Source organism: Streptosporangium heterodermiicola, assembly GCF_051390675.1.
Taxonomy (GTDB): Bacteria; Actinomycetota; Actinomycetes; order Streptosporangiales; family Streptosporangiaceae; genus Streptosporangium.
Map to the genome: position 1 here is coordinate 77,623 of NZ_JBPJSR010000012.1, position 24,941 is coordinate 102,563.

The following is a 24,941-nucleotide window of genomic DNA, read 5'->3' on the forward strand; positions in this document are numbered from 1 at the left end:
CCCCCTCACGCTGGGACGGCTCTCTGAAGCAGTATGAAACGTGCAGGTCGAAGAAGCAGCGGAAGAGGCGAACCGTGTCCACTGTCCGATTGGTGTTGTGGGACATCGACCATACGTTGATCGCCACTGGCGGGGTGGGAGGCGAGGTCTTCCGTACCGCCTTCGAAGAGGTGACCGGCGGCCCGATGACCCGGATGGCCGAGGTCACGGGCAGGACAGAGCGCGTGATCTTCCAGGAGACCCTTGAACTTCACGGCCTGGAGGATCCCGGCGACTACTTCGGCAGGTTCGCCGAGGCACAGGCGCGGGGGTACCGGGAACGCGCCGAGGACATGCGACGCAGGGGCCGCGCGTTGCCCGGCGCCCGGCAGGCCCTCACGACGCTGGCCGGGCACGGTGACATCGTCCAGTCCGTTCTGACCGGCAACCCCCGGCCGTCGGCGGTCGCGAAACTCCAGATCTTCGATCTTCATCGGCACATCGACTTCGACAGCGGTGCCTACGGCGACGACGACGAGGTACGCGCGAAGCTGGTACCCATCGCCCGCGCCCGCGCGAAGGAACGGCATCACCTCGACTTCGACGTCGAGACGACCATTCTGATCGGCGACACTCCGAGCGATGTCCAGGCGGCCCTCGACGGCGGAGCCCTCGTGATCGGAGTCGCCACCGGGAAGAGCTCACCGCGAGAACTCGCCGAGGCGGGCGCGCACCATGTGCTTTCCGACCTCTCCGATACCGCCGCCCTCGTCCGGGCCGTCGTCACGGTCGAACACCCGGACGACCAGACACGAAACCCGATCTGAGGCCGAAGCTCAGGAGGGGGGCGGCCGAGATCATCCCGTACGCCACAAGATCCCGGCTCCGGGAGTGCCGGGAGCCGGTTCCGCCGGGGACCCGCGAGGATGGGGAGCATGAGCATCACACTCGCCGACGCCCGCGTCGTGACCCCCGAAGGTGTCCACGAAGGCTGGCTCACCATCGAAGACGGCCGCATCACCCACGTGGGCCAGGGTTCGGCCCCCGGCGCCGGGCTCGCTCTCGGCGGCCGGTACGTCGTGCCGGGCTTCGTCGACATCCACAACCACGGCGGGGCGGGCGGTTCCTTCCCCACCGGCGACCCGGACCAGGCGAGCCGGGCCGTCGGCCTGCACGCCCGCCACGGCACCACCACGCTCATGGCCAGCCTGGTCACCGCGTCCCCCGACGACCTGGCCGGCGCCGCCGCGTCCCTCGCCGACCTGTGCGAGGACGGCCTGCTGGCCGGGATCCACTTCGAGGGCCCCTACATCTCCACCGCCCGCTGCGGGGCGCACAACCCGGCGCTGCTGCGCGACCCCTCGCCGGTGGAGCTCGCCGGGCTGATCAAGGCCGGGCGCGGCCACGTGCGGATGGTCACCATCGCCGCCGAGCTGCCCGGCGCGCTGGACACCGTACGGGAGGCGGTGGCCCACGGCGTGATCGCCGCCCTCGGCCACAGCGACGCCACCTACGAGCAGACGATCTCCGGCATCGAGGCGGGCGGCAGCGTCGCCACCCACCTCTACAACGCGATGCCGCCGCTGCACCACCGCGACCCCGGGCCGATCGCCGCGCTGCTCCAGGACGAGCGCGTCACGGTCGAGCTGATCAACGACGGCGTGCACCTGCACCCGGCCATGACGCGCCTGGCGTTCGAGGTCGCGGGCCCCGGCAGGACCGCGCTGATCACCGACGCCATGGCGGCCGCGGGCATGGGCGACGGCGTCTACGGGCTCGGCCCGATGACGGTGAACGTCGCGGACGGGGTGGCCCGGCTGGCCGAGAGCGGCACCATCGCGGGCAGCACCCTGACCATGGACGTCGCGTTCCGGCGGGCCGTGCGCGAGGTGGGCCTGTCGCTGTCCGAGGCGTCCGAGATCGCCTCGCTCACCCCGGCGCGGGTCCTCGGTCTCGCCGACCGCCTGGGATCCGTCTCGGTCGGCAAGCGGGCCGACCTGGTGGTGCTCACCGACGACCTGGAGGTCTCCGGCGTCATGCGCGGCGGCACCTGGATCACCGAACCCCGCTGAACCGCTGGATCCGGGCGGGTCAGGGCCGGTCCCAGCGGACAGCCGGACGCGGACGGATCAGGACCAGTCCCAGCGGATGCCGACCAGGCCGGGTTCCAGCGACCCGGCCACCAGGTGCACGGCGTGGTGGGCGTTGAGGGAGAGCGCGCCGAGTTTCTCCTCGCCGGTGCCGGAGCCCTGGCGGGCGAACCGCCGGACGCGCACCGGGAGGGCTTCCGGCGCGAAGTTCACCCGGAGCACGTACTGCCCGGCCGGGTGCCGGAAGCCCCGCTCGTACTCGACGGTCTCCACGCCACTCGGGTCGGCCAGCTCGTAGCGGATGATCTGCGTCTCGCCGGGCCGCAGCATCTGGTCGAACAGCAGCTCCGCCACGACCAGGGCGGTCGGCCCGTCACGGCGGACCCGGCCGACCCGGCAGTCCTCCAGGGCCCGGACGCGCACACGCTCCACGTCGCACCCCAGGTCGCCCCGGTAGACCATGATGTAGCGGTCGGTGGCCTCCTCGTGCGCCTGCACCACCTGGAGCGTCTCGCGCCGCACGGTGCTGCGGTCGGGACCGATCTGCAGCGCCTCGTACATCCCGGCGATGTGCAGGCGCCGGTCGTCGGCCACCCCGTTCAGGTCGTGGATCATCGCCGACAGCGTCTGGGAGGATTCCATGATCGCGGAGTAGGGCAGGGCGCCCACCGGCAGCTTCCTCGCGTCACGGCCGCGCGGCCGGGGCGGGCCGAGAAGGGCCATGAGGGAGCGCGGCGGCAGGACGAGGATCTCCTCCAGGGCACGCACCGCGCGCAGCGACTCGGGGCGCTCAGGACGGCGCAGCCCCTGTTGCCAGTAGCTCAGGCTCGTCATCCCGACGCGCAGACCGCGCTCCCCGAGCTGCCGGCGGATCCCGGTGAGGGTCAGCCCACGGGTCTCCACCGCGGCGCGTAGCGCGACGTGGAAGGGCCCCTCCTTGAGGGCGCCCCGGAGCTCCCGGTCATTCGGCACGTATGAATGCTCACAGATTTCTTCGAGCGCGTCATTTGGGTTAACGGCGGTACGGGGGGGACGGCGAACCCCGGCCCGCCGGGCCGGACGCGCACGCGCGAGAGCGGGACCGGCCCCGGTGGGGGTCCGGCCCCAGCCTCATGGGATGTCAGCTGACCTGCGGGGCGACGACGACCTCGACCCGCTGGAACTCCTTCAGGTCGGAGTATCCGGCGGTGGCCATCGTGCGCCTGAGCGCGCCCATCAGGTTCATCGAGCCGTCGGCCACCGAGGAGGGGCCGTGCAGGATCTGCTCCAGCGTGCCGACCGTGCCGAACTCGACCCGCTTGCCCCTGGGCAGCTCGGGGTGCTGCGCCTCGGACCCCCAGTGGAAGCCCTTGCCGGGTGCCTCGACGGCCCTCGCCAGCGGCGAGCCGACCATGACCGCGTCCGCGCCCACCGCGATCGCCTTCGCGATGTCGCCGGAGGTGCCCATGCCGCCGTCGGCGATGACGTGGACGTAACGGCCGCCGGACTCGTCCATGTAGTCGCGGCGGGCGGCCGCCACGTCGGAGATCGCGGTGGCCATCGGCACCACCACGCCCAGCACCGTGCGGGTGGTGTGCGAGGCGCCGCCGCCGAAGCCGACGAGCACCCCGGCCGCGCCGGTCCGCATCAGGTGCAGCGCCGCGGTGTAGGTGGCGCACCCGCCGACGACCACGGGGACGTCGAGCTCGTAGATGAACTGCTTGAGGTTGAGCGGCTCGGCCCTGCCGGAGACGTGCTCGGCGGAGACCGTGGTGCCGCGGATCACGAAGATGTCCACGCCCGCGTCGATGACGGCCTTGTGGTACTGGACCGTGCGCTGCGGGGAGAGCCGGACGGCCGTCGCCACCCCGGCGGCGCGGATCTCCTCGATGCGGCGGCCGATCAGCTCCTCCTTGATCGGCGCGTCGTAGATCTCCTGCAGCCGCTTCGTGGCGGGCGCGCCCTTGAGCTCGGCCACCTCCTCCAGCAGCGGCGTCGGGTCGTCGTACCGGGTCCACAGCCCTTCGAGGTCGAGCACGGCGAGACCGCCGAGCCTGCCGACCTCGATGGCGGTCCTCGGCGAGACCACGCTGTCCATCGGGCTCACCACGACGGGCAGCTCGAAGCGGTAGGCGTCGATCTGCCAGGCGATCGAGACCTCCTCCGGGTCGCGGGTGCGCCGGGACGGAACGATGCCGATCTCGTCGAGCGCGTAGGCACGACGGCCGTTCTTGCCGCGGCCGATCTCCACCTGAGTCATATGTCTGTCTTTCCCGTCCCGTGCGTGCCCAGCGCACGCCACGTTCCATCCATGCGTGCGCGATGCGCGACGCGTTCCATCCGGTCCATGCGGGTCTCCGTGCGGTACGGCCGCGCGCCCGGCGCGGGCCGCCCTAGCGACCGTGGTAGTTGGGAGCCTCGACCGTCATCTGGATGTCGTGCGGGTGGCTCTCCTTGAGGCCGGCCGCCGTGATCGGCATCAGCTCGCACCGCACGTGCATGTCGGCGACCGTACGGCACCCGGCGTACCACATGCCCTGGCGCAGGCCGCCGATGAGCTGGTGGGCCACCGCGGCGACCGGGCCGCGGTAGGGGACCTGCCCCTCGATGCCCTCGGGGATGAACTTGTCCTCGGCACCGACGTCGCCCTGGGCGTAGCGGTCCTTGCTGAAGGAGGCGCCGCCGCGCTCACGGTTGCGGACCGCGCCGAGCGAGCCCATGCCCCGGTACGACTTGAACTGCTTGCCGTTGATGAAGATCAGCTCACCCGGGGACTCCTCGCAGCCCGCCAGGAGGGAGCCGAGCATGACCGTGTCGGCCCCGGCCGCGATGGCCTTGACGATGTCGCCCGAGTATTGGAGGCCGCCGTCGCCGATCACCGGGACCCCGGCGGGACCGGCGGCCAGCGAGGCCTCGTGGATCGCCGTCACCTGCGGGGCGCCGACACCGGCGACCACGCGGGTGGTGCAGATGGAACCGGGCCCGACCCCGACCTTGACCGCGTCGACCCCGGCGTCGACCAGCATCTGGGCGCCCGCGCGGGTGGCGATGTTGCCGCCGATCACGTCGACCCGGCTGTTGGACTTGATCTTGGCGATCATGTCGGCGAGGCCCTTGGAGTGGCCGTGCGCGACGTCCACCACGATCACGTCGACCCCGGCCTCGATCAGCGCGATCGCCCGCTTCTCCGCGTCGCCGCCGACGCCGACGGCCGCCCCCACGACGAGCCGGCCGTCGGCGTCCTTGGTGGCGAGGGGGTACTGCTCGCTCTTGGTGAAGTCCTTGACGGTGATGAGCCCGCGCAGCCGCCCCCCGGCGTCGACCAGCGGGAGCTTCTCGATCTTGTTCTGCTTGAGCAGGGCGAACGCGTCGTCGGTGGAGACCCCGACCGGCGCGGTGACCAGCGGCATCGGGGTCATGACCTCGCGCACCGGCCGGTTCTCGTCGGTCTCGAAGCGCATGTCGCGGTTGGTGACGATGCCGACGAGCACGCCGGTCTCGTCGGTCACCGGGACGCCGGAGATCCGGTACGTCGCGCAGAGGCGCTCGACGTCGGCCAGCGTCTCGTCCGGGGAGCAGGTGACCGGGTTGGTGACCATCCCGGCCTCGGAGCGCTTGACGAGGTCGGCCTGCTGGGCCTGGTCCTCGATCGACAGGTTGCGGTGCAGGACGCCGATGCCGCCCTGGCGCGCCATCGCCACCGCCATGCGGGCCTCGGTCACCGTGTCCATCGCCGCGGAGACCAGCGGGATCCGCAGGGTGATGCCCCGCGACAGCCGCGTGGTGGTGTCGGCCTGCCCCGGCTGCAGGTCCGAATACGCGGGAACGAGGAGCACGTCGTCGAACGTGAGCCCCGGCTCGGTGAACTTGGCCATCTGCAACCCTCCTGCCGCGGCGCTCTCAGGACGGGGAAAGGCGCCGACCCCCGGGTCACAGTTTAGAGTCTGGCGCCAAACCTGGTGGACCCGGGGGAAAAGGCGGGTCACGGAGGAGGTCGGGTGCCCGGAGGAGCCGGGGGCCCGAGGACTCGGAGGGGGTCTGGGGACTCGGAGGGGGTCTGGAGGGACCTGGGGCCCCGGGGGGCCCGGAGGAAGGACGGGCCCCCGGGGACCCGGGGAAAAGCGGGGGACCGAGCGGTCGGTGACCCGCTCGATCCCCCGGATCACCGGCATCGGCGCGGAGATGCCTTGACGCCGGCCGAACCCCCCTCCGCATCCGGCCGGTGACGTGATCCGCGCCTTCTGCCGACGCTGCGTCAAGAGTGCGTCACGATGCGTTCTTCTCGCAATGTCGAAACGTGCAATTGCACGAAGCTGCACACCACGGCCCGCGAGTAGGAGCAACGCCCGGACAGGGACGATTCGCCGAGTTATCCTCGCCAGACCCTCGTGTCACTTGCAGGAGTCCCTCGCTGATGAGTACCGACACACCCACACTGCCCGACCCGCTGGAGAGCCTGGGGCTCACCCCGGCCCAGACGGCCCTTTACAACGCGGTCCTGCGCCTGCACCGCGCCACCTGTGCCGAGCTGGCCCAGGCCACCAACCGCTCGACCGAGCCGCTCGGCCGCGAGCTGGCCACCCTGGTACGGCTGGGCGTGGTCGACGAGCAGGGGGGCGAATACCTGGCCCGTCATCCGGCCGCGGCCCTCGGCCACCTGATCGCGGAGAGGCTGGACCGGCTCGCCGCCGAGAGCCGCAGGATCGACACCGTGCTCGGCTCGATCCGCGGCTTCATCCACCAGTACGACGCCGGGCGCGACTACCAGACGGGCCAGTTCTCCGTGGACCTGGTCGGGGGCGCCGACGAGCTCTACGAGAGCGTGATCGGCATGGCGGTCCAGGCCCCGCCGCTGAAGCTGCTGTCGAGCATCCCCGACCGGCGGACGATGAGCGACTTCGCGCACCGCTACGCCGACCAGTGGATCGGCGCCCAGCGCGCCGGCCTGCTCTCCTGCCGGGTCAGCATCCCGGTCCACACGCTGGAGATCCCCGGCCTGCGCGACAAGCTGGACCAGTTCGAGCGGGCGGGGGCCGAGGTGCGCACCCTCGACACGGTGCCCAGCTGGTTCCTCGTCGCGGGGGACGACGCCGCGGGCATGCCCGCCCAGTGGGGCGGCACGCTCGCCGAGAACGCCTACAACTTCCACCTGGTCAGGGCTCCGGTCGTGGTGGCCGCGCTGCGCTCGCTCTTCGAGGAGCTGTGGGCCCGCGGGGCCCGCCTGCCCGGCACCCACCGCGACGACGGGGTGGTCAGGGTGCTGCGGCTGGCCGGTCAGGGCGTCTCCGACGAGATGATCGCCCGGCAGCTGGGCGTCTCGGTCCGCACGGTGCGCGCCAGGTTCGCCGACGGCATGGCCGAGCTGGGGGCGCAGTCACGCTTCCAGGCGGGGGCGGAGGCCTCCCGGCGTGGCTGGCTCGCCTAGGATCGCGGGCCTCGTCCCGGCCGCTGACCTGCCCGTGCCGCCCCGAAGCGTCCTACTCGTGCAGTTCGGAACCTGTCTGTCACATCCAGGCCATAAGGTGGGATCGTGCTCGACGATGTCCCTCGCGATCCGTTCGCGGATGACCCCGACGACCCGGCGGCGGCGCTGGGCGATCCCGACGATCCCGAGCCGCTGACGACGGACGAGCGCGACGAGGCCATGACCGACCTCGCCGACGTGGAGGTCTTCCGCTCACTGCTGGAGCCCCAGGGTGTGCTCGGCCTGGTGCTCGACTGCCCCGAATGCGGGGAGCAGCACTACTTCGACTGGGAGCTGCTGCGCGGCAACCTGCGCCAGATGATCGAGAACGGCCAGCCCCAGGTGCACGAGCCCGCCTATCAGCCCAACCCCACCGACTACGTGAGCTGGGAATACGCCCGTGGTTACGTGGACGGTGTGATCGACACCGAGGAACACCGCTGATCCACGTCGTCGACCAGGGCCGCCAGCAGGGCGACCGCGACGTCCGAGGTGGAGACGGGCCTCCTGCCTGAGAGCGCGTCCACGAGCTCGTCGGTCTCGGCTACCGCCGGGTCCTCGTCCGGCCCGTATCTCCGAGCCGGACGTCGCGGGTGAACCGTTGTCATGATCGTTCTCGCTCCGGGTCGTCGCGAGCCCCGTCCCGCGGTTCGGGCTTCCGCTCGCGCCCCCTGCTCGACGGCTCCGCGGTCAAGCTATCGACTCCAGCTCCGCCATCGCTCGTAGCCGGGCCAGCGCCCTGTGCTGGGCCACACGAACCGCACCTGGTGACATGCCAAGTACATTACCGGTCTCCTCGGCGGAAAGGCCCGACACCACTCGAAGCATGAGTAGCTCGCGCTGGTTGTCCGGCAGCCTCGACAGCAGCCGGCGGGCGTGTTCGGCCTCGATGTAACGCACCACGGTCTCCTCCGGCCCCGGACCCTCGTCGGGCCCGTCAGGGAGGTCCTGGGTGGGCACGGCGGATCGTACGGAGCTGCGCAGCGCGTCGGCCACCTTGTGAGACGCGATGCCGAAGACGAAGGACGCGAACGGGCGTCCCATGTCACGGTAGCGGGGCAGTGCGGACAGCACCGCTATGCATACTTCCTGGGCCACGTCGTCCGCGATGTGATACTGACCGGAAACCCGGCCCAGACGACCACGGCAATATCGGACGACCATCGGCCGCAGTTGCGCGATCAGAGATTCGATCGCGGTGCGATCCCCCTGAACGGCGAGGCTCGTCAGATCCTTGAGATCATCCCTGTGGGCGACCCCATCAGACCTCGTCGCAAGCCTCACCCCATTTTTGGCGTCGGCGACGCATCCCTCGGTCACGTTAGGCATGATGCCCGCCCTGATAGTGACTGTCGTCATCGCAAACGGCTACGGATTGGTCACATTGAGGCGGAGATAACGGCGCGTAATCGAACGGCGACGGCAACGACTACAGAATGTGCAAATATTTCATTCGATTGCCAAATACGTCGGCTATTCGGGGAGAACCGCGTTTGGTCTTCTGTCCAGCGTGACGCTTGAGATCGTTTTCGGTTTACCGCGAAACGCGAACGGCTCGCGCCTCCTTGGAGACGCGAGCCGTCCGGGACTCGGAACCGACGATCGGCCGGTGGCCGACCAGATGTCGGTCAGGTGTCGATCAGTGGCCGTGACCGTGGCCGTGACCGCCGGCGGCGGCCGGGGCCTCCTCCTCGGGCTTGTCCACCACGAGGGCCTCGGTCGTCAGCAGCATGCCGGCGATGGAGGCGGCGTTCTGGACGGCCGAGCGGGTGACCTTGACCGGGTCGATGACGCCCTGGCCGATCAGGTCACCGTACTCGCCGGTCGCGGCGTTGAAGCCCTGGCCGACGGGCAGCTCGGTGACCTTCGCCGTCACGACGTAGCCCTCGAGACCGGCGTTCTCCGCGATCCAGCGGGCCGGCTCGACGAGCGCCTTGCGGACGATGGAGACGCCGGTCGCCTCGTCGCCGGTGAGGCCCAGGTCGTCGAGGACCTTGGCGACGTGGATGAGCGCGGAGCCACCGCCGGAGACGATGCCCTCCTCGATCGCCGCGCGCGTCGCCGAGATGGCGTCCTCAAGGCGGTGCTTCTTCTCCTTGAGCTCCACCTCGGTGGCCGCGCCGACCTTGAGCACGCAGACGCCGCCGGAGAGCTTGGCGAGGCGCTCCTGGAGCTTCTCGCGGTCCCAGTCGGAGTCGGACTGCTCGATGGCGAGCTTGATCTCCTTGACGCGGTCGGCGATCGCCGAGGCCTCACCGGCACCGTCGACGACGGTGGTGGAGTCCTTGGTGATGACGACGCGCCGGGCGGTGCCCAGCACCTCCAGGCCGACGTGCTCCAGCTTGAGGCCGATCTCCTCGCTGACGACCTGGCCACCGGTGAGGATGGCGATGTCCTGCAGCATGGCCTTACGGCGGTCGCCGAAGCCCGGCGCCTTGACGGCGACGGAGGTGAAGGTGCCACGGATCTTGTTGGTGACGAGGACCGCGAGGGCCTCGCCCTCGACGTCCTCGGCGATGACGAGCAGGGCCTTCTTCGTCTGCGCGATCTTCTCGAGCAGCGGCAGGAAGTCCGAGACCGAGGCGATCTTGCCCTGGGTGATCAGGATGTAGGGGTCCTCCAGGATCGCTTCCATGCGCTCCTGGTCGGTCACCATGTAGGGCGACAGGTAACCCTTGTCGAACTGGAGGCCCTCGGTGAACTCAAGCTCCAGGCCCATGCTGTTGGACTCTTCGACGGTGATGACACCGTCCTTGCCCACCTTGTCGAACGCCTCGGCGATCAGCTCGCCGATCCTGGCGTCCTGCGCGGAGATCGTCGCGACATTCGCGATCTCCTTCTTGTCCTCGACCGGGCGGGCCGACTCGATGAGCCGGTCACTCACGGCCTTGGCCGCGAGGTCGATGCCGCGCTTGAGGGAGAGCGGCTGCGCTCCGGCGGCCACGTTGCGCAGACCCTCGCGGACCATGGCCTGGGCCAGGACGGTCGCGGTGGTGGTGCCGTCACCGGCGACGTCGTTGGTCTTGGTCGCCACTTCCTTGGCGAGCTGGGCGCCCAGGTTCTCGTACGGTGCCTCCAGCTCGACCTCGCGGGCGATGGTGACACCGTCGTTGGTGATGGTGGGCGCACCGAACTTCTTGTCGATGACGACATTGCGACCGCGCGGGCCCAGCGTCACCTTGACCGCGTCCGCGAGAGCGTTCACGCCGCGCTCGAGAGCTCGGCGCGCGTCCTCCTCGAACGACAGGGTCTTCGGCATGACAATCCTCTCTATAAGTACGTCGGCGCATCAAAGCCCCGGGCGCTCTCGCGACCCGGGGCTCGATACGTCATCTTTGTGAAGTCGAGAATTACTTCTCGATGATGGCGAGCACGTCACGGGCGGAGAGCACGAGGTACTCCTCGCCGTTGTACTTCACCTCGGTGCCGCCGTACTTGCTGTAGAGGACCACGTCGCCCTCGCTGACGTCGAGCGGAATGCGCTTCTCGCCTTCCTCATCCCAGTTGCCGGGACCAACCGCGAGGACCTTGCCCTCTTGCGGCTTCTCCTTGGCGGTGTCCGGGATGACCAGACCGGAAGCGGTGGTCTGCTCGGCCTCAAGCGGCTGGACCACAATGCGGTCGCCGAGCGGCTTAACGGGAACCTTGGTGGCGGTCGTCACGTCGGACCTCCCCTTCAGATGTGAACGATCTAGAAGAGGCGACCAGCGGTCTGCCGTCGCGGGTGTCAGACCTGCCTCGTCGCATGTATTTGGCACTCTCACCGGGAGAGTGCCAATACGGAACAGTATGCAAGGTGGCCTTGACAGTCAACACGAAGCACCCCTTCTGCGCTTCACGCGAACGTCAAGCCAGGTGGAAGCCCCTCGCGAACCCCTACGGCTGAGGCGGTAGCGTCGGCTGGTGTGAATCTCGACGCATTCCTGGAACTCCTGACCCCGCGCGGCCAGGAGGCCCTGGACGCGGCGGCCGGGACCACCGGCGACGACCCGGTGGCGGCGGTGACCAGGCTGCGGAGGACCTACGACGCGGACCTGACCTCAGCCGCGCTCACGCAGGCCACGCTCCGGCTGCGCGCGCGGGAGAAGTTCGGGACCGACGCCGATCTCATGTACTTCACCCGGACCGGCCTGGAGCAGGCCACCCGCCGCGAGGTCGCCGACCACCGGGCGCGACGCGTCCCCGCGGGCTCGCGGGTCGCCGACGTCTGCTGCGGCATCGGCGGCGACCTCCTCGCCCTGGCCAGGGCCGGGTGCTCCGTCGAGGCCGTCGACGCCGACCCGCTCACCGCGGCGGTCGCCCAGGCCAACGCGGACGCCCTGGGCCTCGGCGACCGGGTCACGGTCCGCGCCGCCGACGCCTCCACCCTGGACCCGGCCGCCTTCGACGTCCTGTTCGCCGACCCCGCGCGCCGTACGGCACGGGGCAGGACCTTCGACCCGATGGGCTACTCGCCGCCCTGGCCCGCCGTGCTGGAGATGGTGGCCAGGGCCGGGGCCGCCTGCCTGAAGGTCGCCCCCGGGATCCCGTACGAGTTCGTCCCCGAGGGCGCGGAGGCCGAGTGGGTCTCGTACAAGGGCGACGTCAAGGAGGCCGTGATCTGGTGCGGCGCGCTGGCGGGCGGGACGGCGCGCAGGGCCACGATCCTGCCGTCGGGCGCCACGATGACGCCCGACCCCGCCCTCGGCGATCCCGCCACCGGCCCCGCCGGCCGCTACATCTACGAGCCGGACGGCGCGGCGATCCGCGCCCACCTGGTCGCGGAGATCGCCGCGTCGGTCGGCGGTCGCCTGCTCGACCCGCAGATCGCCTACATCACCGGCGACACCGCGACGCCGACGCCGTGGGCGTCGCGGTACGAGGTCCACGAGACGATGCCGTTCTCGCTCAAGCGGCTGCGCGCGGCGCTCCGCGAGCGCGGCGCGGGCAACGTGACGATCAAGAAGCGCGGCTCCGCGGTGGACGTCGACCGCCTCAGGAAAGACCTCCGGCTTTCCGGCGGCGAATCCGCGGTGGTCATTCTCACCCGAATCGGCGACCGGCCGTTCGCCTTCGTGTGCGGTCCCGGCTGAACGGCCGGACCGGCTTTGCCTAACCGGCCGGATCGGCCCTGGTTGACCAGCCAAAATAGTCAATTCTTCCAGCGAACCGGCAATTCCTGTCTTTTATTCTCGCTGTCGGAAAACCTTGATCCAGAGGCTAAGGTTGCCGGGCGGGAGTTCTCTCTCGCCTGCGGTTTCATGTCGTTCATCAGCAAATCCCATCAAATCCAACCGCGCGGCTGAGCGTCGGCGAGTGAAGGAGCTCTCGGTGGATCACTCCGACCACACCCTGCTCCAGGCAGGCAGCCAGACCGCCATCTCCGACCGGATGCGCGAGCTCCTCGCCCGCGCGGCGCAGGACCACGTCTACGAGCAGCGGACCCAGGGCGCGGTGCTCGACGAGATCCGGCAGCGCCTGGAGGGCATGGAGTGGCTGCTGCGGGAGGTCAGGGAGCGCGAGATCGGCGGGCTGAACGGCACGCTGGAGTCCGTCCACGGCCGCCTGGACGACATCGCCGCCAAACCGCCCTCCTGGGCCGAGGGCCTGGCCCAGCACGTCGAGGCGGTGCGCGACCACGTCGACGCCGTCGGCGAGCGGGTCGACTCCCTCGGCCGCCGGGTCGAGACCGTCCGCGACCGGGTCACCCCCCTCGGCGAGCTGCCGAGCCTGTGGACCGACCTCGGCACCGTGGGCGAGAGCGTGGACGAGGCGCTCACCCGCCTGCGGGCGATCTCGGACGGCACCCTGGGCCTCGACGAGCAGGTGCGTCAGCTGGCCGAGCACCTCGCCAGGCTCCAGGCCGACATGGGCATCGCGGCGCACCGGTTCAGCCGCCTGGACAGGGCGCTGGCCGACCTCGCCCAGCGCACCGGGCGCGTCGAGGCGGGGATGCTCGACCTGTCGGCGAGCGTCCAGCAGTCCGTCGGCACCGCCGCCGACCGGATGCTCGCCGCCGTCGAGCAGGTCAACGGCAAGGTGGACCTGGTGAGCGGCAGGATCGAGCAGGTGGGCGGCAGGGTCGACCTGGTCGTGCCCAGGATCGACGAGCGCGCCGCCGCCGTCGAGAACCGCATCGACACCCGCATCGACCGGCTGGACGGCCAGCGCACGGCGGCCGGTGGCCGCTTCGACACCCTCGACGAGCGCCTCGACGACATCGAGGGCCGCCTCACCGGCCGGATGGACGTCATCGACTCCCGGCTGTCCACGCTGGACGGGCACGCGGAGAAGTCCGCCGAGCGCCTGGAGAGCCTGGACGAGCGCCTGGAGGTCCTGCCCGCCGTCCTCGGCGTCGGCGCGCTCATCGGCGTCCAGACCGACGAGCAGCGCGAGCGCTTCGACTCCCTCGACGAGCGCGTCATCCGGGCCGAGGCCGCGCTCGCCCCGCTGGCCGAGACGCTCCGCGCCCTGCCCGACCGCGACCAGCTCTCCGAGGCGCTGAGCGAGACCGTGGAGCCCGCGCACACCGACCTCACCCGCCGCCTGGGCGCCCTGGAGGAGACCATGCTCGCCCTGGCCGAGGCCCTGCTCCGCCCCACCAGAGGCGACAAGGACTGACCCCCGGAGCCGGGCCCCACCGGCCCGACCGGACCCGTACGGAAGCCGTCAGCCCGCGCGCGCGACGCCGAGCCGGGGGCTCTCCGGGCCCTCGACGGCTCCCGTCTCGCGGCACAGGTTGTTCCTGACCACCGAGAGCAGGGCCGACAGCTCCTCGGTCTGCCCGGCCGTCAGCCCCTCGGTCATCCGGCGATGCATCTCGGCGAGGACCCGGTCCACCTCGGGGCGGAGCGCGTGCCCCCTGGGCGTGACGTCGACGATGCTGATCCGCCGGTTGGCCAGGTCGGGCCTGCGGCTGACGAACCCGCTGCGCTCCAGGCGCTGCAGGGTCTTGGTCATGGTGGACACGTCGATGCCGACGATTCTCGCCAGGCAGTTCTGCGACTGCGGCCCGTTGTCCCACAGGGCGCCCATCACGCGCTCCTGGCCCGGATAGAGGTCGATCTCCGCGAGGAGGCCGGCGAGCAGCACGCGGTGGCCGCGGGTCGCGGTCGCCATCAGGCAGTTGAGGTCGCTGTCGTAGTCGCCGCACTCCCCGGAGTCCCCGGAGTCCCCGGAGTCTCCGGCCACGCCGCACGCCCCGGCCACGTCCCTGGCCGTGACATCGTCCGTGGCACCGTCGGGGGCGCCTTCGCGGGCCGCGGCGCGCTCGTCGGTCGCGTCGCGCTCTTCGTCGATCAGCGGCTCCGCCATGTTCAGGTCCTTCCGTCACCCCCGAGACTACCCGCTTGCATGTTGGCCGACCAAGTTGTAGAACTACTTATTGGCCAGCCAAGTTGGCCAGCCAATATGAGGAGTCGTCATGCCTTTCACCCCGTACTCGCTCGCCGGTCTCCAGCTGCCCAACCGCCTGGTGATGGCGCCCATGACCCGGTCGCGGTCCTACGTCGACGGGGTCCCCTCGTCGCTGACCGCCCTCTACTACGCGCAGCGGGCCTCCGCGGGATTAATCATCACCGAGGGCGTGCAGCCCAGCCAGGACGGCAAGGGCTACATGAACACCCCCGGACTGCACACCGACGAGCAGGTGGCCGGGTGGCGTGAGGTCACCGACTCCGTCCACGCGGCGGGCGGCAGGATCTTCGCCCAGATCATGCACTCCGGCCGGATCGGCCACCCCGACAACACCGGCGCGCTGCCCATCGGGCCGTCCGCCGTACGACCGGCGGGCCAGATCTTCACGCCCTCCGGCCCGCAGGACTACCAGACCCCGCGCGAGCTGACGACCGCCCAGGTGGAGTCGACCGTCCAGGACTTCGCCGACGCCGCCGCGCGCGCCGTGGACGCGGGCTTCGACGGGATCGAGCTGCACGGCGCCAACGGCTATCTCATCCACCAGTTCCTGTCGCAGAACGCGAACCTGCGCGAGGACTACTTCGGCGGCTCGGTGGAGAACAGGATCCGCTTCGCCGCGGAGACCGCGCGAGCGGTCGCGGACCGGATCGGCGCCTCCAAGGTCGGCATCCGGCTCTCGCCCGGCAACGGCGCGGGCGACCTGGTCGAGGAGGACAGGCACGAGGTCTACCCGGCGCTGGTCTCCGAGCTCGCCGCGCTCGACCTCGCCTACCTGCACCTGGTGGCCGGCCCCTCCGACGACCTCAACCAGGAGATCGTCAAGTCCTGGCCGAACACCCTGATCGTCAACGACCCCTCGATCGGCGACCCCTCGGCCAGGACCGCGCACTGGCTGGAGCGCGGCGCCCACCTGGTCTCGCTGGGCGCGTCGTTCCTGGCCAACCCCGACCTGCCGCTCCGGCTGCGCCTCGGCGCCGAGCTCAACCAGGCCGACTTCGCCTCGGCCTTCGGCGGCGACCACCGCGGCTACACCGACTACCCGGTGCTGGCCCTGCACTCCGCCTAGAACGCCCCGCGCACCCCGCCCAGGACACCCCGGGAACCCCGGCCGCGGGGAGCCCGCACAGCCGCCGCCCGACGGGGGCGCCGACGGCCGGCGGGCACCGGGCGCGCGTGGGCGGAGCGCCCCGGCCGGGCGACACCCGCGGACGAGGGCCGGGCCCGTCGGACATGGACGGCGGGTACGCGCGCGGCCGTACCCAAGCCTGATCTTCAGCCGTGGACGGCGGAGCGTGCGCGGCCGTACCCAGACCTGATCTTCAGCCGTGGACGGCGGCGGTGCGTGCGCGGCTTCTCAGACGTGGACGGTGGTGATGGGCATCGAGGAGTCGGCGGGGATGTCCAGCCCCGACGGCGTGATGCCGGCCGCCACCAGGTCCGAGCCCAGGGCCGCCACCATGGCGCCGTTGTCCGTGCACAGCCCGGGGCTGGGGACCCGCAACCGGACCCCGGCCGCGTCGCAGCGCTCCTGGGCCATCGCCCGCAGCCGGGAGTTGGCCGCCACGCCACCGCCGATCAGCAGGTCCTGGACGTCGTACTTGGCGCACGCGCGCAGCGCCTTGCGGGTCAGCACGTCGACGACGGCCTCCTGGAACGACGCCGCCACGTCGGGCACGTGGACCGCCTCGCCCGTCTTCTCCTTCGCCTCCACCCACCGGGCCACGGCCGTCTTCAGGCCGGAGAAGGAGAAGTCGAGCGTCCCGTCGTCGTACTTGCCGCGCGGGAACGCGATGGCCGCGCCGGAGCCGTCACGGGCCACCCTGTCGATGTGCGGGCCGCCGGGGAACGGCAGGCCGAGCACCCTGGCCACCTTGTCGAACGCCTCGCCCGCGGCGTCGTCCACCGTGGACCCCAGCGAGATGACGTCCCTGGCGACGTCGGGCACCAGCAGCAGGGACGAGTGCCCGCCGGAGACCAGCATCGCGACGCAGGGCTTGGGCAGGGCCCCGTGCTCCAGCTGGTCCACCGCGACGTGCGCGGCCAGGTGGTTGACGCCGTACAGCGGCACGCCCAGGCCCAGCGAGTACGCCTTGGCGGCGGCGACGCCGACCAGCAGCGCGCCGGACAGGCCGGGCCCCGCGGTGACCGCGATCGCGTCGATGTCGGCGAGACGCAGCCCCGCCCGGCCCAGTGCCAGCTCCACGGTCGGGGTCATCGCCTCCAGGTGCGCCCTGGAGGCGACCTCGGGCACCACCCCGCCGAAGCGGGCGTGCTGCTCGACGCTGGAGGCGATGGCGTTGGCCAGCATGGTGTGCCCCCTGACGATGCCGATGCCCGTCTCGTCGCAGGAGGTCTCGATGCCCAGGACCACCGGTTCGTCACGCATGGAGATCCTTCCTCATCATGATCGCGTCAGTGCCGTCCTCGTAGTAGCGGCGGCGCAGGCCGATCCGCTCGAACCCGAACCTGTCGTAGACGGCCTGCGCGCCCGGGTTGTCGGCGCGCACCTCAAGGAAGACCGACACCGCGCCCCGGCGGGCGGCCTCGGCCAGCAGCTCGGTCAGCATGGCGCCGCCGACACCGGCCCGGCGCCACTCGGCCAGGACGGCGATGGTCTGCACGTCGGCCTGGTCCCCCGCCGCCGCGAGGCCCGCGTAGCCGACGATCACGTCGTCGACCAGGGCCACCACGTAGTGTCTCGTCCTCGGCTGGTCGTCGAGCTCGCCGCGGAGCATGCCCTCGCTCCAGGCGTCGGCCGGAAAGGTCTTCCGCTCGACCTCCATGACCGCGGGCAGGTCGTCCGCGGTCATCGGGCGCAGCACCGCCGTCATGCGGTGACCCTCTTGGGCGCCGAGGGCACCTTGGCGTCGGGGCGGCGCAGGTAGATCGGGCGGGGCGGGCCGAGCACGGGGTGGGTGCCACTCGCCACGGCCTCCACGACGCCCGGCTCGCCGAGGTGATCGGCGGCGAGCGCCGCGAGGGCGCCCGCGTGGGGATACTCGGGGACGTCCAGGATCCGGGAGGCGCCGACGATCTCGGCGTACATCCGCGCGCCCGCTCCGGCCAGCGGGAGCTCCCCCGGCAGGTCCTGGGGCCGGTCCACCGCGGGACCCGACAGCCGGGTGCGCGCGTCCCGGTAGTGGCCCCAGAACACCTCCTTGCGCCGGGCGTCGGTGGCCACCAGGAACGGCTCGGCGAGCCCGCTGCCGTACGCGAGCGCGTCGAGGGTGCACACGCCGTACGCCGGGACGCCCAGCGACGTCGCGAGGGCCTGGGCGGTCACCAGGCCGACCCGGAGCCCGGTGTAGGGGCCGGGGCCCGAGCCCGCGACGACGGCGGTGACGTCGCCCAGCGAGGCTCCGGCCTCCCGCAGGACCGTCTCGATCGTGGGCACGAGCAACTCGCCGTGGCGGCGCGCGTCGATCGTCGCCGACTCGGCGAGGACCCTCTCACCGTCGTGCAGAGCTGCGGTGACGGCGGGGGTGGCGGTGTCAAAGGCCAGGACCAGCACGAACAGTTAGCCTATCCCGTCCCGGGAGGGCTCGGTGGCACTCCCCCCGGGCCGGGCCCCCCGGACGGGCGGGACTCAGGTCTTGACCAGGGTGGCGTAGACGATGAGGTTGTCGCGGTACTCGTGGTTGTCCCAGTCGAAGTCCCCGCCGCAGGTGATCAGCCGCAGGCCGTCCTCAAGATAGACCTTGTCGGCGGGGAACCGGTGCTTGCTGATCTGCTCGATCGTGTCCACCCGGTACTGGGCCACCTTGCCGTCGCTGCGCACGACCTTGATGACCTGCCCCTCCCGCATGTCCTTGAGCTTGTAGAAGACCGCGGGCGCGGTCTTGGTGTCCACGTGCCCGAGGATCACCGCGGACCCCTCGTCGCCGGGGACCGCGCTGTCCTTGACCCACCCCGCGACGTTCGGCTTCTCGTACGGCGGCAGGTCGACCCGGCCGTCCGTCACGCCGAGCTTCATCAGGGGCGCCTTGATCCCCAGGGACGGGATGTCGATGCGGCTGGGCACGATCGCGGAGCGGGCGGGCGCCTTCTCCTCCTTGACGTCGCCGCCCCGGTTGCCGAACGCGACCATGACGGCACCGGTGATCACTCCGGCCAGGACGATCCTGGACCAGCGGGTGGAATCTGCCATCGGGGACTACGAACGGCGGCGACGCACGACCGCGATGCCGATGCCGCCCGCCAGGGCGAGGGCGAGCAGGATTCCGGTCGTGCCGATCGGGGCGCCCGACTCGCCGGGCCCTCCGGCCGCGGTGCCGCCGCCACCCGTGCCCGGCGCCTCGGTGCTGATGATCGTCCGGGTCGGCCTGGAGGTGGGCTCCTCGGAGGGGGTCGAGCTCGGCTCGGTGTCGGGAACGATCCTCAGGTTGGCCTTGCCGGTGTCGTTGGTCCCCTCGCACCTGGCGTTGACCTCGTGGACCCCGGGGGCGGTGCCCTCGGCGACGGTGGCCTGGCCGCGCACCCACGGGCGCGGCGTCGGGGTCGCGGTCGAGGCGGGGTCGGGCGTGGGCGTCGCGAGGATCGGGTCGAGGGTCACCGGGGTACGGAAGATCCGGGACGACGCGGTGCCGCGATGCTCGGGGCCGCCCTGCGGGATCGGGCAGTTGGCCAGGATCCACACCTTCTGCCCGGCCTTGGCGCGGGCCGGCTGGAGCTGGACCTCGATGTCCTGCCGGCTGATGCCGGAATCAGGCGGGGTTGGGGTGGGCGTGCCCGTTGGGCTGGCCGATTCGGCGCCCGCCGAGCACCCGACCAGTCCGAAAAGGAGGATGGCTCCCAGAACCGCGACACGCTTGACGCTTGGCACCGTCGAACTCCACTTCGCCCTCCGGCCGACGACCCTCGCCCGGCACGATTTCCCACCTGTTCCCCATTAAACATGGGCAAACCCGCCAGAGTCGATCATCACGCCTGACGATCTAGACCAATGGGGCGTAGTGCCAGCGTGCCAGGATTTCTCCTTCTTCGTAGGCACATCAGACGACACCGTGAAGATGACTTGAGCGGACCCCGCGCCGACGCTCGGACGACACCGCCGGAGGACACCTCTGGCCGACACCGCCAAAGGACACCGCCAAAGGACACCGCCGGCCGACACCGCCAAAGGACACCGCTAGAGGACACCGTGCCAGCGCGGCCCGACTCCCCGCAGGGTCACGGTCCGCTCCTCGCCCGGCTCTCCGGACGCGCCCCTGCCGATGAGGATCTCCAGCCGGTCGTCGGCGAGCCCCTCCACCAGGCCCTCGCCCCACTCCACGACCGTCACCGACTCCTCAAGCGAGGCGTCCAGGTCCAGGTCGTCGACCTCCAGGTCGCCCCCGAGCCGGTAGGCGTCGGCGTGGACCAGCGGCGGGCCCCCCGAGAGCGAGGGATGCACCCGGGCGATGACGAAGGTCGGCGAGGTGATCGGGCCGCGCACCTTGAGCCCCTCGGCGATCCCCTGCACCAGGGTCGTCTTGCCCGCGCCGAGCGGGCCCGACAGCACCGCCAGGTCTCCCGGGCGCAACAGCGCCGCCAGCTCCTCGCCCAGCTCCCGCATCTCCTCGGCGGTCGCCACGATTCTCACCGCTTCGTCACTCCTGTCGATGCCTCTTGGTGTCTCTTCGTGCCTCTTGGTGTCTCACGGCGCCTCCCGGGGCCCGCCGACCACCCCGTGGCGCCGCCCGGCACCCTCTCGAACCCCGGTCCCGTCGGACCTCGGGACTCACCGTACGCCGTGCGCGCCCACGGCGCCGCCCGGCACCCTTCCGAACCCGGTCTCCCGTAGGACCTCGGGATCACCCGTACGCCGTGCGCGTGCCCCCGGCTCACCGGTCCGCGTCACCGGCGTCGGCGGCGTCGATCTCACCCGCGTCCACCCGCTTGAGCAGGTCGCGCAGGGCGTCGTTGACCACCGCAGGCCGCTCCAGCTGGACCAGGTGCGAACTTTCCGGAACCTCGGTGAACCGGGCGCTCGGCAGCGCCGCCGCCATCGCCCTGCTGTGCTCGACGGGCGTGAGCCAGTCCTTGTCGCCGACCATGATGGAGGTCGGGACCCCGTCCAGCACGCGCAGCGCGCTCAGCTTGTCGTGCGACATCAGCGCCGGGTAGAACTCGGCGATCACCTCGAACGGGGTGGAGCGGATCATCGACTCGGCGAAGTCGACGACCGTGGGGCTGACGTTCCTGGAGTCACCGAAACCCAGGTATCGCAGGGCGAGGAAGGCCACGTCGTTGCCGACCTGGCGGCTCTTGTCGACCAGCGAGCCGCCGCGCCTCAGGAGCGAGACCGTGCCCGGCGTGACCCTGTGCACCGCCTTCGACAGCAGCGCGGGCAGGCCCAGGGAGATCTCGCCGAGCTTGCCGGTGGAGGTGGAGATCAGCGCGACGCCCTTGATCCTGTCGCCGAACAGCTCGGGGTGCCGGTCGGCCAGCGCCATGATCGTCATACCGCCCATGGAGTGGCCGACGAGCACGCACGGGCCGGGCACCAGCGCCTCGATGACCTCGGCCAGGTCGTCGCCGAGCCGGTCGATCGAGCAGTCCCGCATCGGGATGCGCGGCGAGCGGCCGTGGGAGCGCTGGTCCCACAGGACCAGGCGGTGCGTGCCGCCCAGGTCGCGCCGCTGGTAGTGCCAGGAGTCGAGGTTGAGGGTGTAGCCGTGGCAGAACACCACGGTCAGCGGGGCGTCCTCCTGCCCGTCGACCTCGGCGTACAGGGGAACACCGTCGGAGGTGGTGACCGTGGTGGGGCGGCCGCGCAGCTCGCCGAGCGGCTCGCTCGCCTCCAGGTCGGGGCGGAGCCTGATGCGCCCGACGGCGTACCGCTTGGCGAGGGCCCCGGCGGCCACCCCCGCCGACGCGACACCGACGATCGCGCCCGCGATACCGGCCCTGCGCCGTCTGGTACTACTCATGCGACCCCCTGAGCTGCCTCTCACCGGTAAACGCGCGGGACCCGCGAACCGATCCTGGTCACGATCTCATGCGTGATCGTGCCGAGGGAATCCGCCCACTCCTGGGCGGTGGGCTCACCTCGCGAGCCGTCGCCGAACAGGATCACCTCGTCACCCTCCGCCAGCGGGTCGTCCCCCACGTCGATCATGAACTGGTCCATGCAGACCCTGCCCGCGATCCGCCTCCTGCGGCCACCGGCCAGCACCTCCGCCAGGTTGGTGGCGTGCCGTAGGACCCCGTCCGCATACCCGAGCGGGACGAGGCCAAGCGTCGTTTCCCGATCCGTGATGTACAGGTGCCCGTAGGACACGCCGGATCCGGCGGGCACCCGCTTGACCAGCGCGATCCGGGCGGTGAGCGTCATCGCCGGGCGCAGCCCGAAGTCCCCGAGCCCGGGCACCGGGCTCAGCCCGAAGGCCGCGATGCCCGGACGGACCAGGTCATAGCGCGCCCGCGGCAGCGTCAGGATGGCCGCCGAGTTGGCGATGTGCCTGACGACGTGGGAGCCCCCCGCGCCCGCCTTCTCCGCGACGAGCAGCGCCTCGTCGAAGGCGGCCAGCTGGGCCGCGACGGACGGGTCTCCCGGGATGTCGGCGCAGGCGAAGTGGGACCAGAGCCCGACGATCTCGATCGTGCCCTCGGCCCGGTGCCGCAGCGCCCGGTCGACCAGGGCGGACCAGTCGGCCGCCGACGCGCCGCCGCGCGACATGCCGGTGTCGGCCTTCAGGTGCACCCTCGCCGCCCTGCCGGCCTTGGCGGCGGCGCCGGCGATCGCGTCGGCCGTCACGACGGAACCCGCCGACAGCTCGACGTCGTGCCCGACGGCCCGCTCCAGCGGCTCGCCCGGCGGGAGGATCCACGCCAGGATCGGCGCGGTGACCCCCGCGGCCCGCAGCTCCAGGGCCTCGCGGACGTAGGCGACGCCCAGCCGCCCCGCCCCGGCCTCCAGGCAGGCGCGCGCGACGGGGACCAGCCCGTGCCCGTAGGCGTCGGCCTTCACCGCGACCATCATCTCGGCGCCCGGGGCGTGGCTCGCGAGCAGCGCCAGGTTCTCGCCGATCGCCGAGAGGTCCACCCGTGCCTCGGCGGGAGTCATCGGGAAACTCATGCTCCCAGTTTGGCAGGTGAGCGGTTGTGCCGAGGTCCTTCGGCCAGGGAGCGCACCGCCTCCGGCAGGGCCTCGGCGACGTCCCAGGCGGTGAGAGGGCCTTCCCCACCGGCGATCCCGTGCAGGTAGGCGGCGCAGGAGGCCGCGTCGTACCCGCTCAGCCCGGCGGCCAGCAGCGCGCCCGCCAGGCCGGCCAGCACGTCGCCGGTGCCGCCGGTCGCGAGCCAGGGGCTGCCTGTGGGGTTGATCCTGACCGGCCGCCCCTCCTCGGCGACCAGCGTGGTCGAGCCCTTGAGCAGCACCGTCACGCCCAGCTCGTCCGCCGCCCGCCGCGCGTTCTCCAGGCGCCGCGCCTCGATCCGCTCCCTCGGCACGCCGATCAGGCGGGAGAGCTCGCCCGCGTGCGGGGTGATCAGCACCGGCGCGGCCCGGCGGAGCAGGGACCTGTCCTGGGCCGCCAGGGTCAGCGCGTCGGCGTCGACGAGCACGGGGACCTCGCTAGACAGCACCGAGCGGGCGACGGCGCGCGCCTCGTCGCCGGTGCCGAGGCCGGGTCCGAGCACCCACGCCTGTACGCGGCCCACCTCCTCGACCCCCTCTCCCGGCGCGAGCGTGGTGATCACGGCCTCGGGCCAGCGGGCCCGTACCTGGGCCACCGGCTCCGCGGCCCCGGCGTAGCGGACCATGCCCACCCCGGCCCGCAGCGCCCCGCCCACGGCGAGCACCGCGGCGCCGGTGTAGCGCTCGCTCCCGGCCGCGATCCCGACGACGCCCCTGCGGTACTTGTCGGACGACGCGCCGGGCCTGGGCAGCAGCGCGGCCACGTCGGGGCCGGTGAGCACGGCCGCGTCGGGGTCGGGCAGGTGGGGGCCGAGGCCGATGTCGACGAGTTCCTTACGGCCCGCGTGCCCGGAGCCGGGATCGACGAGCAGCCCGGCCTTCCACGCCCCGAACGTGACGGTGGCGTCCGCGTGGACCGCCGGGCCCTCCACCCGGCCGCTGCTCGCGTCCACGCCGCTCGGCACGTCCACCGCGAGGACCTCGCCGGGCGCGTCGTTCGCGAGCCCGGCGAGGGTCGCGTACGGCTCCCTGAGCGCCCCGGCCCCGCCGATGCCGAGCATCCCGTCCACGATCAGGTCGGCCGCGTCGAGCAGGGCGCGGACGCGCGCTCCCGCCGGGTCTTCCAGGGTCCTCCGAGTCGGGCCTCCCGGGGCCGGGTCCTGCGCGGGGCCGTGGTCGGAGCGCAGGCCGGTCACCCGGCCGCCCGCGCGGCGCAGGGCCGCCAGGCCGCCCGCGTGGACGCGTGTCCCCGCGAGGAGCGCCTCGACCCTCGCCCCCCTGGCCGCCAGGCGGGCCCCGGCGTACAGGGCGTCGCCGCCGTTGTCGCCGCCGCCGACGAGCAGCACGACGCGGGAGCCGTACACCCCGCCGAGCATCCTGGCGCAGACCACCGCGAGCCCGGTGGCCGCCCGCTCCATCAGGGCGCCCTCGGGCAGCGTCGCCATCAGCGCCGCCTCGGCCGCCCTGATCTGGTCGGATGTGTACGCGGTCCGCATTCCACCGAATCTATCCCTCGGCGATCACATAGGCGATGGCGACGCCCCCGTCGTGGGTCAGGGAGATGTGCCATCTGGCCACGCCCAGCGCCCCGGCGACCTCCGCCGCCCGCCCGGTCACCCGCAGCTCGGGCCGCCCGTGCTCCCCGCTGACCACCTCGGCGTCCAGGTGCCGCAGCCCGGGAGGCGCCCCCAGGGCCTTGGCGACGGCCTCCTTGGCCGCGAACCTGGCGGCCAGGGAGGCCGTGCCCAGCGCGCTCTCCCCCTCGGTGAACAGGCGCCCCCGCAGCGCGGGCGTCCGCGCCAGCGTCGCCTCGAACCTGGCCGTGTCCACGACGTCGACGCCGATACCAACGATCACGCTCCCAGGCTAGCGGCGGCACGCGCTGCTGGATCCCGGCCACCGGGCCGGGAGCCGG

Annotated in this window: 25 protein-coding genes; 7 read left to right on the plus strand and 18 right to left on the minus strand. The window is 71.9% G+C overall.

Translation table 11 applies throughout. The features are described from left to right. Window positions 1-74 precede the first annotated feature (74 nt). Together ACSC1Q_RS25120 and nagA are read left to right on the plus strand one after the other, a co-directional pair. The gene (locus ACSC1Q_RS25120; RefSeq protein ID WP_436761165.1) at window positions 75-806 is read left to right on the plus strand and encodes an HAD family hydrolase; all 732 of its coding nucleotides are present in this window, start codon (window positions 75-77) and stop codon (window positions 804-806) included. A 108-nt stretch (window positions 807-914) separates the two neighbouring features. Then, window positions 915-2,051, plus strand: coding sequence for an N-acetylglucosamine-6-phosphate deacetylase (gene nagA / locus ACSC1Q_RS25125; protein ID WP_436761166.1), 1,137 nt, complete (start codon window positions 915-917; stop codon window positions 2,049-2,051). A gap of 57 nt (window positions 2,052-2,108) precedes the next feature. Here nagA and ACSC1Q_RS25130 read toward each other — a convergent pair whose 3' ends face one another. The 3 genes from ACSC1Q_RS25130 to guaB form a co-directional block, all read right to left on the minus strand. Beyond that, window positions 2,109-3,041, minus strand: a complete 933-nt coding sequence (locus ACSC1Q_RS25130; protein ID WP_436761167.1) for a hypothetical protein — start codon at window positions 3,039-3,041, stop codon at window positions 2,109-2,111. A gap of 148 nt (window positions 3,042-3,189) precedes the next feature. Continuing rightward, on the minus strand, window positions 3,190-4,308 hold the full coding sequence (locus ACSC1Q_RS25135; protein ID WP_436761168.1) for a GuaB3 family IMP dehydrogenase-related protein: 1,119 nt from the start codon (window positions 4,306-4,308) through the stop codon (window positions 3,190-3,192). 133 nt (window positions 4,309-4,441) lie between these two features. Then, window positions 4,442-5,923, minus strand: coding sequence for an IMP dehydrogenase (guaB, locus tag ACSC1Q_RS25140; RefSeq protein WP_436761169.1), 1,482 nt, complete (start codon window positions 5,921-5,923; stop codon window positions 4,442-4,444). Between the two features lie 539 nt (window positions 5,924-6,462). Here guaB and ACSC1Q_RS25145 point away from each other — a divergent pair. Both ACSC1Q_RS25145 and ACSC1Q_RS25150 read left to right on the plus strand, forming a co-directional pair. Further along, window positions 6,463-7,473 (plus strand): helix-turn-helix transcriptional regulator, encoded by a 1,011-nt coding sequence (locus tag ACSC1Q_RS25145; protein ID WP_436761170.1) that lies wholly within the window; start codon window positions 6,463-6,465, stop codon window positions 7,471-7,473. Window positions 7,474-7,578: 105 nt separating this feature from the next. Then, on the plus strand, window positions 7,579-7,956 hold the full coding sequence (locus ACSC1Q_RS25150; protein ID WP_326635634.1) for a DUF5319 family protein: 378 nt from the start codon (window positions 7,579-7,581) through the stop codon (window positions 7,954-7,956). Here the strand turns inward: ACSC1Q_RS25150 and ACSC1Q_RS25155 are convergent. The 4 genes from ACSC1Q_RS25155 to groES all read right to left on the minus strand — a co-directional run bounded on the left by ACSC1Q_RS25155 (window position 7,917) and on the right by groES (window position 11,174). Beyond that, window positions 7,917-8,120, minus strand: a complete 204-nt coding sequence (locus ACSC1Q_RS25155) for an anti-sigma-D factor RsdA (RefSeq protein WP_436761171.1) — start codon at window positions 8,118-8,120, stop codon at window positions 7,917-7,919. The genes ACSC1Q_RS25150 and ACSC1Q_RS25155 overlap by 40 nt on opposite strands. An 82-nt stretch (window positions 8,121-8,202) precedes the next feature. Continuing rightward, window positions 8,203-8,841 (minus strand): sigma-70 family RNA polymerase sigma factor, encoded by a 639-nt coding sequence (locus ACSC1Q_RS25160; protein WP_329090055.1) that lies wholly within the window; start codon window positions 8,839-8,841, stop codon window positions 8,203-8,205. Between the two features lie 310 nt (window positions 8,842-9,151). Beyond that, window positions 9,152-10,771 carry a chaperonin GroEL gene (gene groL / locus ACSC1Q_RS25165; protein WP_436761172.1) on the minus strand — a complete coding sequence of 540 codons (1,620 nt, stop codon included), beginning with the start codon at window positions 10,769-10,771 and terminating at the stop codon, window positions 9,152-9,154. Between the two features lie 91 nt (window positions 10,772-10,862). Further along, complete coding sequence (gene groES, locus ACSC1Q_RS25170; RefSeq protein ID WP_329090052.1) at window positions 10,863-11,174, minus strand: co-chaperone GroES; 312 nt, start codon at window positions 11,172-11,174, stop codon at window positions 10,863-10,865. Window positions 11,175-11,417: 243 nt separating this feature from the next. Between groES and ACSC1Q_RS25175 the strand changes: the two genes are divergently transcribed. Together ACSC1Q_RS25175 and ACSC1Q_RS25180 are read left to right on the plus strand one after the other, a co-directional pair. After that, on the plus strand, window positions 11,418-12,584 hold the full coding sequence (locus ACSC1Q_RS25175; protein ID WP_436761173.1) for a class I SAM-dependent methyltransferase: 1,167 nt from the start codon (window positions 11,418-11,420) through the stop codon (window positions 12,582-12,584). Window positions 12,585-12,822: 238 nt separating this feature from the next. Then, window positions 12,823-14,112 carry a hypothetical protein gene (locus ACSC1Q_RS25180; RefSeq protein ID WP_436761174.1) on the plus strand — a complete coding sequence of 430 codons (1,290 nt, stop codon included), beginning with the start codon at window positions 12,823-12,825 and terminating at the stop codon, window positions 14,110-14,112. A 48-nt stretch (window positions 14,113-14,160) separates the two neighbouring features. Here ACSC1Q_RS25180 and ACSC1Q_RS25185 read toward each other — a convergent pair whose 3' ends face one another. Beyond that, window positions 14,161-14,805: a MarR family winged helix-turn-helix transcriptional regulator gene (locus ACSC1Q_RS25185; RefSeq protein ID WP_436761175.1), complete on the minus strand. Its 645-nt coding sequence runs from the start codon at window positions 14,803-14,805 to the stop codon at window positions 14,161-14,163. 109 nt (window positions 14,806-14,914) lie between these two features. Between ACSC1Q_RS25185 and ACSC1Q_RS25190 the strand changes: the two genes are divergently transcribed. Further along, window positions 14,915-15,973, plus strand: a complete 1,059-nt coding sequence (locus ACSC1Q_RS25190) for an alkene reductase (protein ID WP_436761176.1) — start codon at window positions 14,915-14,917, stop codon at window positions 15,971-15,973. A gap of 288 nt (window positions 15,974-16,261) precedes the next feature. Here ACSC1Q_RS25190 and tsaD read toward each other — a convergent pair whose 3' ends face one another. The 10 genes from tsaD to ACSC1Q_RS25240 all read right to left on the minus strand — a co-directional run bounded on the left by tsaD (window position 16,262) and on the right by ACSC1Q_RS25240 (window position 24,883). Next, entirely contained in the window at window positions 16,262-17,293 is a 1,032-nt protein-coding gene (tsaD, locus tag ACSC1Q_RS25195; protein WP_436761177.1) for a tRNA (adenosine(37)-N6)-threonylcarbamoyltransferase complex transferase subunit TsaD, read from the minus strand. After that, window positions 17,286-17,738 (minus strand): ribosomal protein S18-alanine N-acetyltransferase, encoded by a 453-nt coding sequence (gene rimI / locus ACSC1Q_RS25200; RefSeq protein WP_436761178.1) that lies wholly within the window; start codon window positions 17,736-17,738, stop codon window positions 17,286-17,288. Before rimI ends, tsaD begins: the two co-directional genes overlap by 8 nt. Further along, a complete protein-coding gene (gene tsaB, locus ACSC1Q_RS25205) occupies window positions 17,735-18,418 on the minus strand; it encodes a tRNA (adenosine(37)-N6)-threonylcarbamoyltransferase complex dimerization subunit type 1 TsaB (protein ID WP_436761179.1) in 684 nt (227 codons plus the stop codon). Before tsaB ends, rimI begins: the two co-directional genes overlap by 4 nt. 75 nt (window positions 18,419-18,493) lie before the next feature. Continuing rightward, window positions 18,494-19,054 (minus strand): class F sortase, encoded by a 561-nt coding sequence (locus tag ACSC1Q_RS25210; RefSeq protein ID WP_436761180.1) that lies wholly within the window; start codon window positions 19,052-19,054, stop codon window positions 18,494-18,496. Between the two features lie 6 nt (window positions 19,055-19,060). Then, entirely contained in the window at window positions 19,061-19,729 is a 669-nt protein-coding gene (locus ACSC1Q_RS25215) for a hypothetical protein (RefSeq protein WP_436761181.1), read from the minus strand. A gap of 306 nt (window positions 19,730-20,035) precedes the next feature. Beyond that, window positions 20,036-20,488: a tRNA (adenosine(37)-N6)-threonylcarbamoyltransferase complex ATPase subunit type 1 TsaE gene (tsaE, locus tag ACSC1Q_RS25220; RefSeq protein WP_436761182.1), complete on the minus strand. Its 453-nt coding sequence runs from the start codon at window positions 20,486-20,488 to the stop codon at window positions 20,036-20,038. 241 nt (window positions 20,489-20,729) lie between these two features. After that, complete coding sequence (locus ACSC1Q_RS25225; RefSeq protein ID WP_436761183.1) at window positions 20,730-21,818, minus strand: alpha/beta fold hydrolase; 1,089 nt, start codon at window positions 21,816-21,818, stop codon at window positions 20,730-20,732. A gap of 20 nt (window positions 21,819-21,838) precedes the next feature. Next, window positions 21,839-22,966 carry an alanine racemase gene (gene alr / locus ACSC1Q_RS25230; protein WP_436761184.1) on the minus strand — a complete coding sequence of 376 codons (1,128 nt, stop codon included), beginning with the start codon at window positions 22,964-22,966 and terminating at the stop codon, window positions 21,839-21,841. After that, window positions 22,963-24,522, minus strand: a complete 1,560-nt coding sequence (locus ACSC1Q_RS25235; protein ID WP_436761185.1) for an NAD(P)H-hydrate dehydratase — start codon at window positions 24,520-24,522, stop codon at window positions 22,963-22,965. Before ACSC1Q_RS25235 ends, alr begins: the two co-directional genes overlap by 4 nt. Window positions 24,523-24,532: 10 nt before the next feature. Then, complete coding sequence (locus ACSC1Q_RS25240; protein ID WP_436761186.1) at window positions 24,533-24,883, minus strand: holo-ACP synthase; 351 nt, start codon at window positions 24,881-24,883, stop codon at window positions 24,533-24,535. Window positions 24,884-24,941 lie beyond the last annotated feature (58 nt).

What these genes read in the sequence shown, in the direction of transcription:
- nagA (WP_436761166.1), top strand. Translation starts at nt 915, where the DNA reads ATGAGCATCACACTCGCCGACGCCCGCGTCGTGACCCCCGAAGGTGTC.
- ACSC1Q_RS25135 (WP_436761168.1), bottom strand. Translation starts at nt 4,308, where the DNA reads ATGACTCAGGTGGAGATCGGCCGCGGCAAGAACGGCCGTCGTGCCTAC.
- guaB (WP_436761169.1), bottom strand. Translation starts at nt 5,923, where the DNA reads ATGGCCAAGTTCACCGAGCCGGGGCTCACGTTCGACGACGTGCTCCTC.
- ACSC1Q_RS25145 (WP_436761170.1), top strand. Translation starts at nt 6,463, where the DNA reads ATGAGTACCGACACACCCACACTGCCCGACCCGCTGGAGAGCCTGGGG.
- ACSC1Q_RS25155 (WP_436761171.1), bottom strand. Translation starts at nt 8,120, where the DNA reads ATGACAACGGTTCACCCGCGACGTCCGGCTCGGAGATACGGGCCGGAC.
- ACSC1Q_RS25160 (WP_329090055.1), bottom strand. Translation starts at nt 8,841, where the DNA reads ATGCCTAACGTGACCGAGGGATGCGTCGCCGACGCCAAAAATGGGGTG.
- groL (WP_436761172.1), bottom strand. Translation starts at nt 10,771, where the DNA reads ATGCCGAAGACCCTGTCGTTCGAGGAGGACGCGCGCCGAGCTCTCGAG.
- ACSC1Q_RS25185 (WP_436761175.1), bottom strand. Translation starts at nt 14,805, where the DNA reads ATGGCGGAGCCGCTGATCGACGAAGAGCGCGACGCGACCGACGAGCGC.
- ACSC1Q_RS25190 (WP_436761176.1), top strand. Translation starts at nt 14,915, where the DNA reads ATGCCTTTCACCCCGTACTCGCTCGCCGGTCTCCAGCTGCCCAACCGC.
- tsaD (WP_436761177.1), bottom strand. Translation starts at nt 17,293, where the DNA reads ATGCGTGACGAACCGGTGGTCCTGGGCATCGAGACCTCCTGCGACGAG.
- rimI (WP_436761178.1), bottom strand. Translation starts at nt 17,738, where the DNA reads ATGACGGCGGTGCTGCGCCCGATGACCGCGGACGACCTGCCCGCGGTC.
- ACSC1Q_RS25210 (WP_436761180.1), bottom strand. Translation starts at nt 19,054, where the DNA reads ATGGCAGATTCCACCCGCTGGTCCAGGATCGTCCTGGCCGGAGTGATC.
- ACSC1Q_RS25225 (WP_436761183.1), bottom strand. Translation starts at nt 21,818, where the DNA reads ATGAGTAGTACCAGACGGCGCAGGGCCGGTATCGCGGGCGCGATCGTC.
- alr (WP_436761184.1), bottom strand. Translation starts at nt 22,966, where the DNA reads ATGAGTTTCCCGATGACTCCCGCCGAGGCACGGGTGGACCTCTCGGCG.
- ACSC1Q_RS25235 (WP_436761185.1), bottom strand. Translation starts at nt 24,522, where the DNA reads ATGCGGACCGCGTACACATCCGACCAGATCAGGGCGGCCGAGGCGGCG.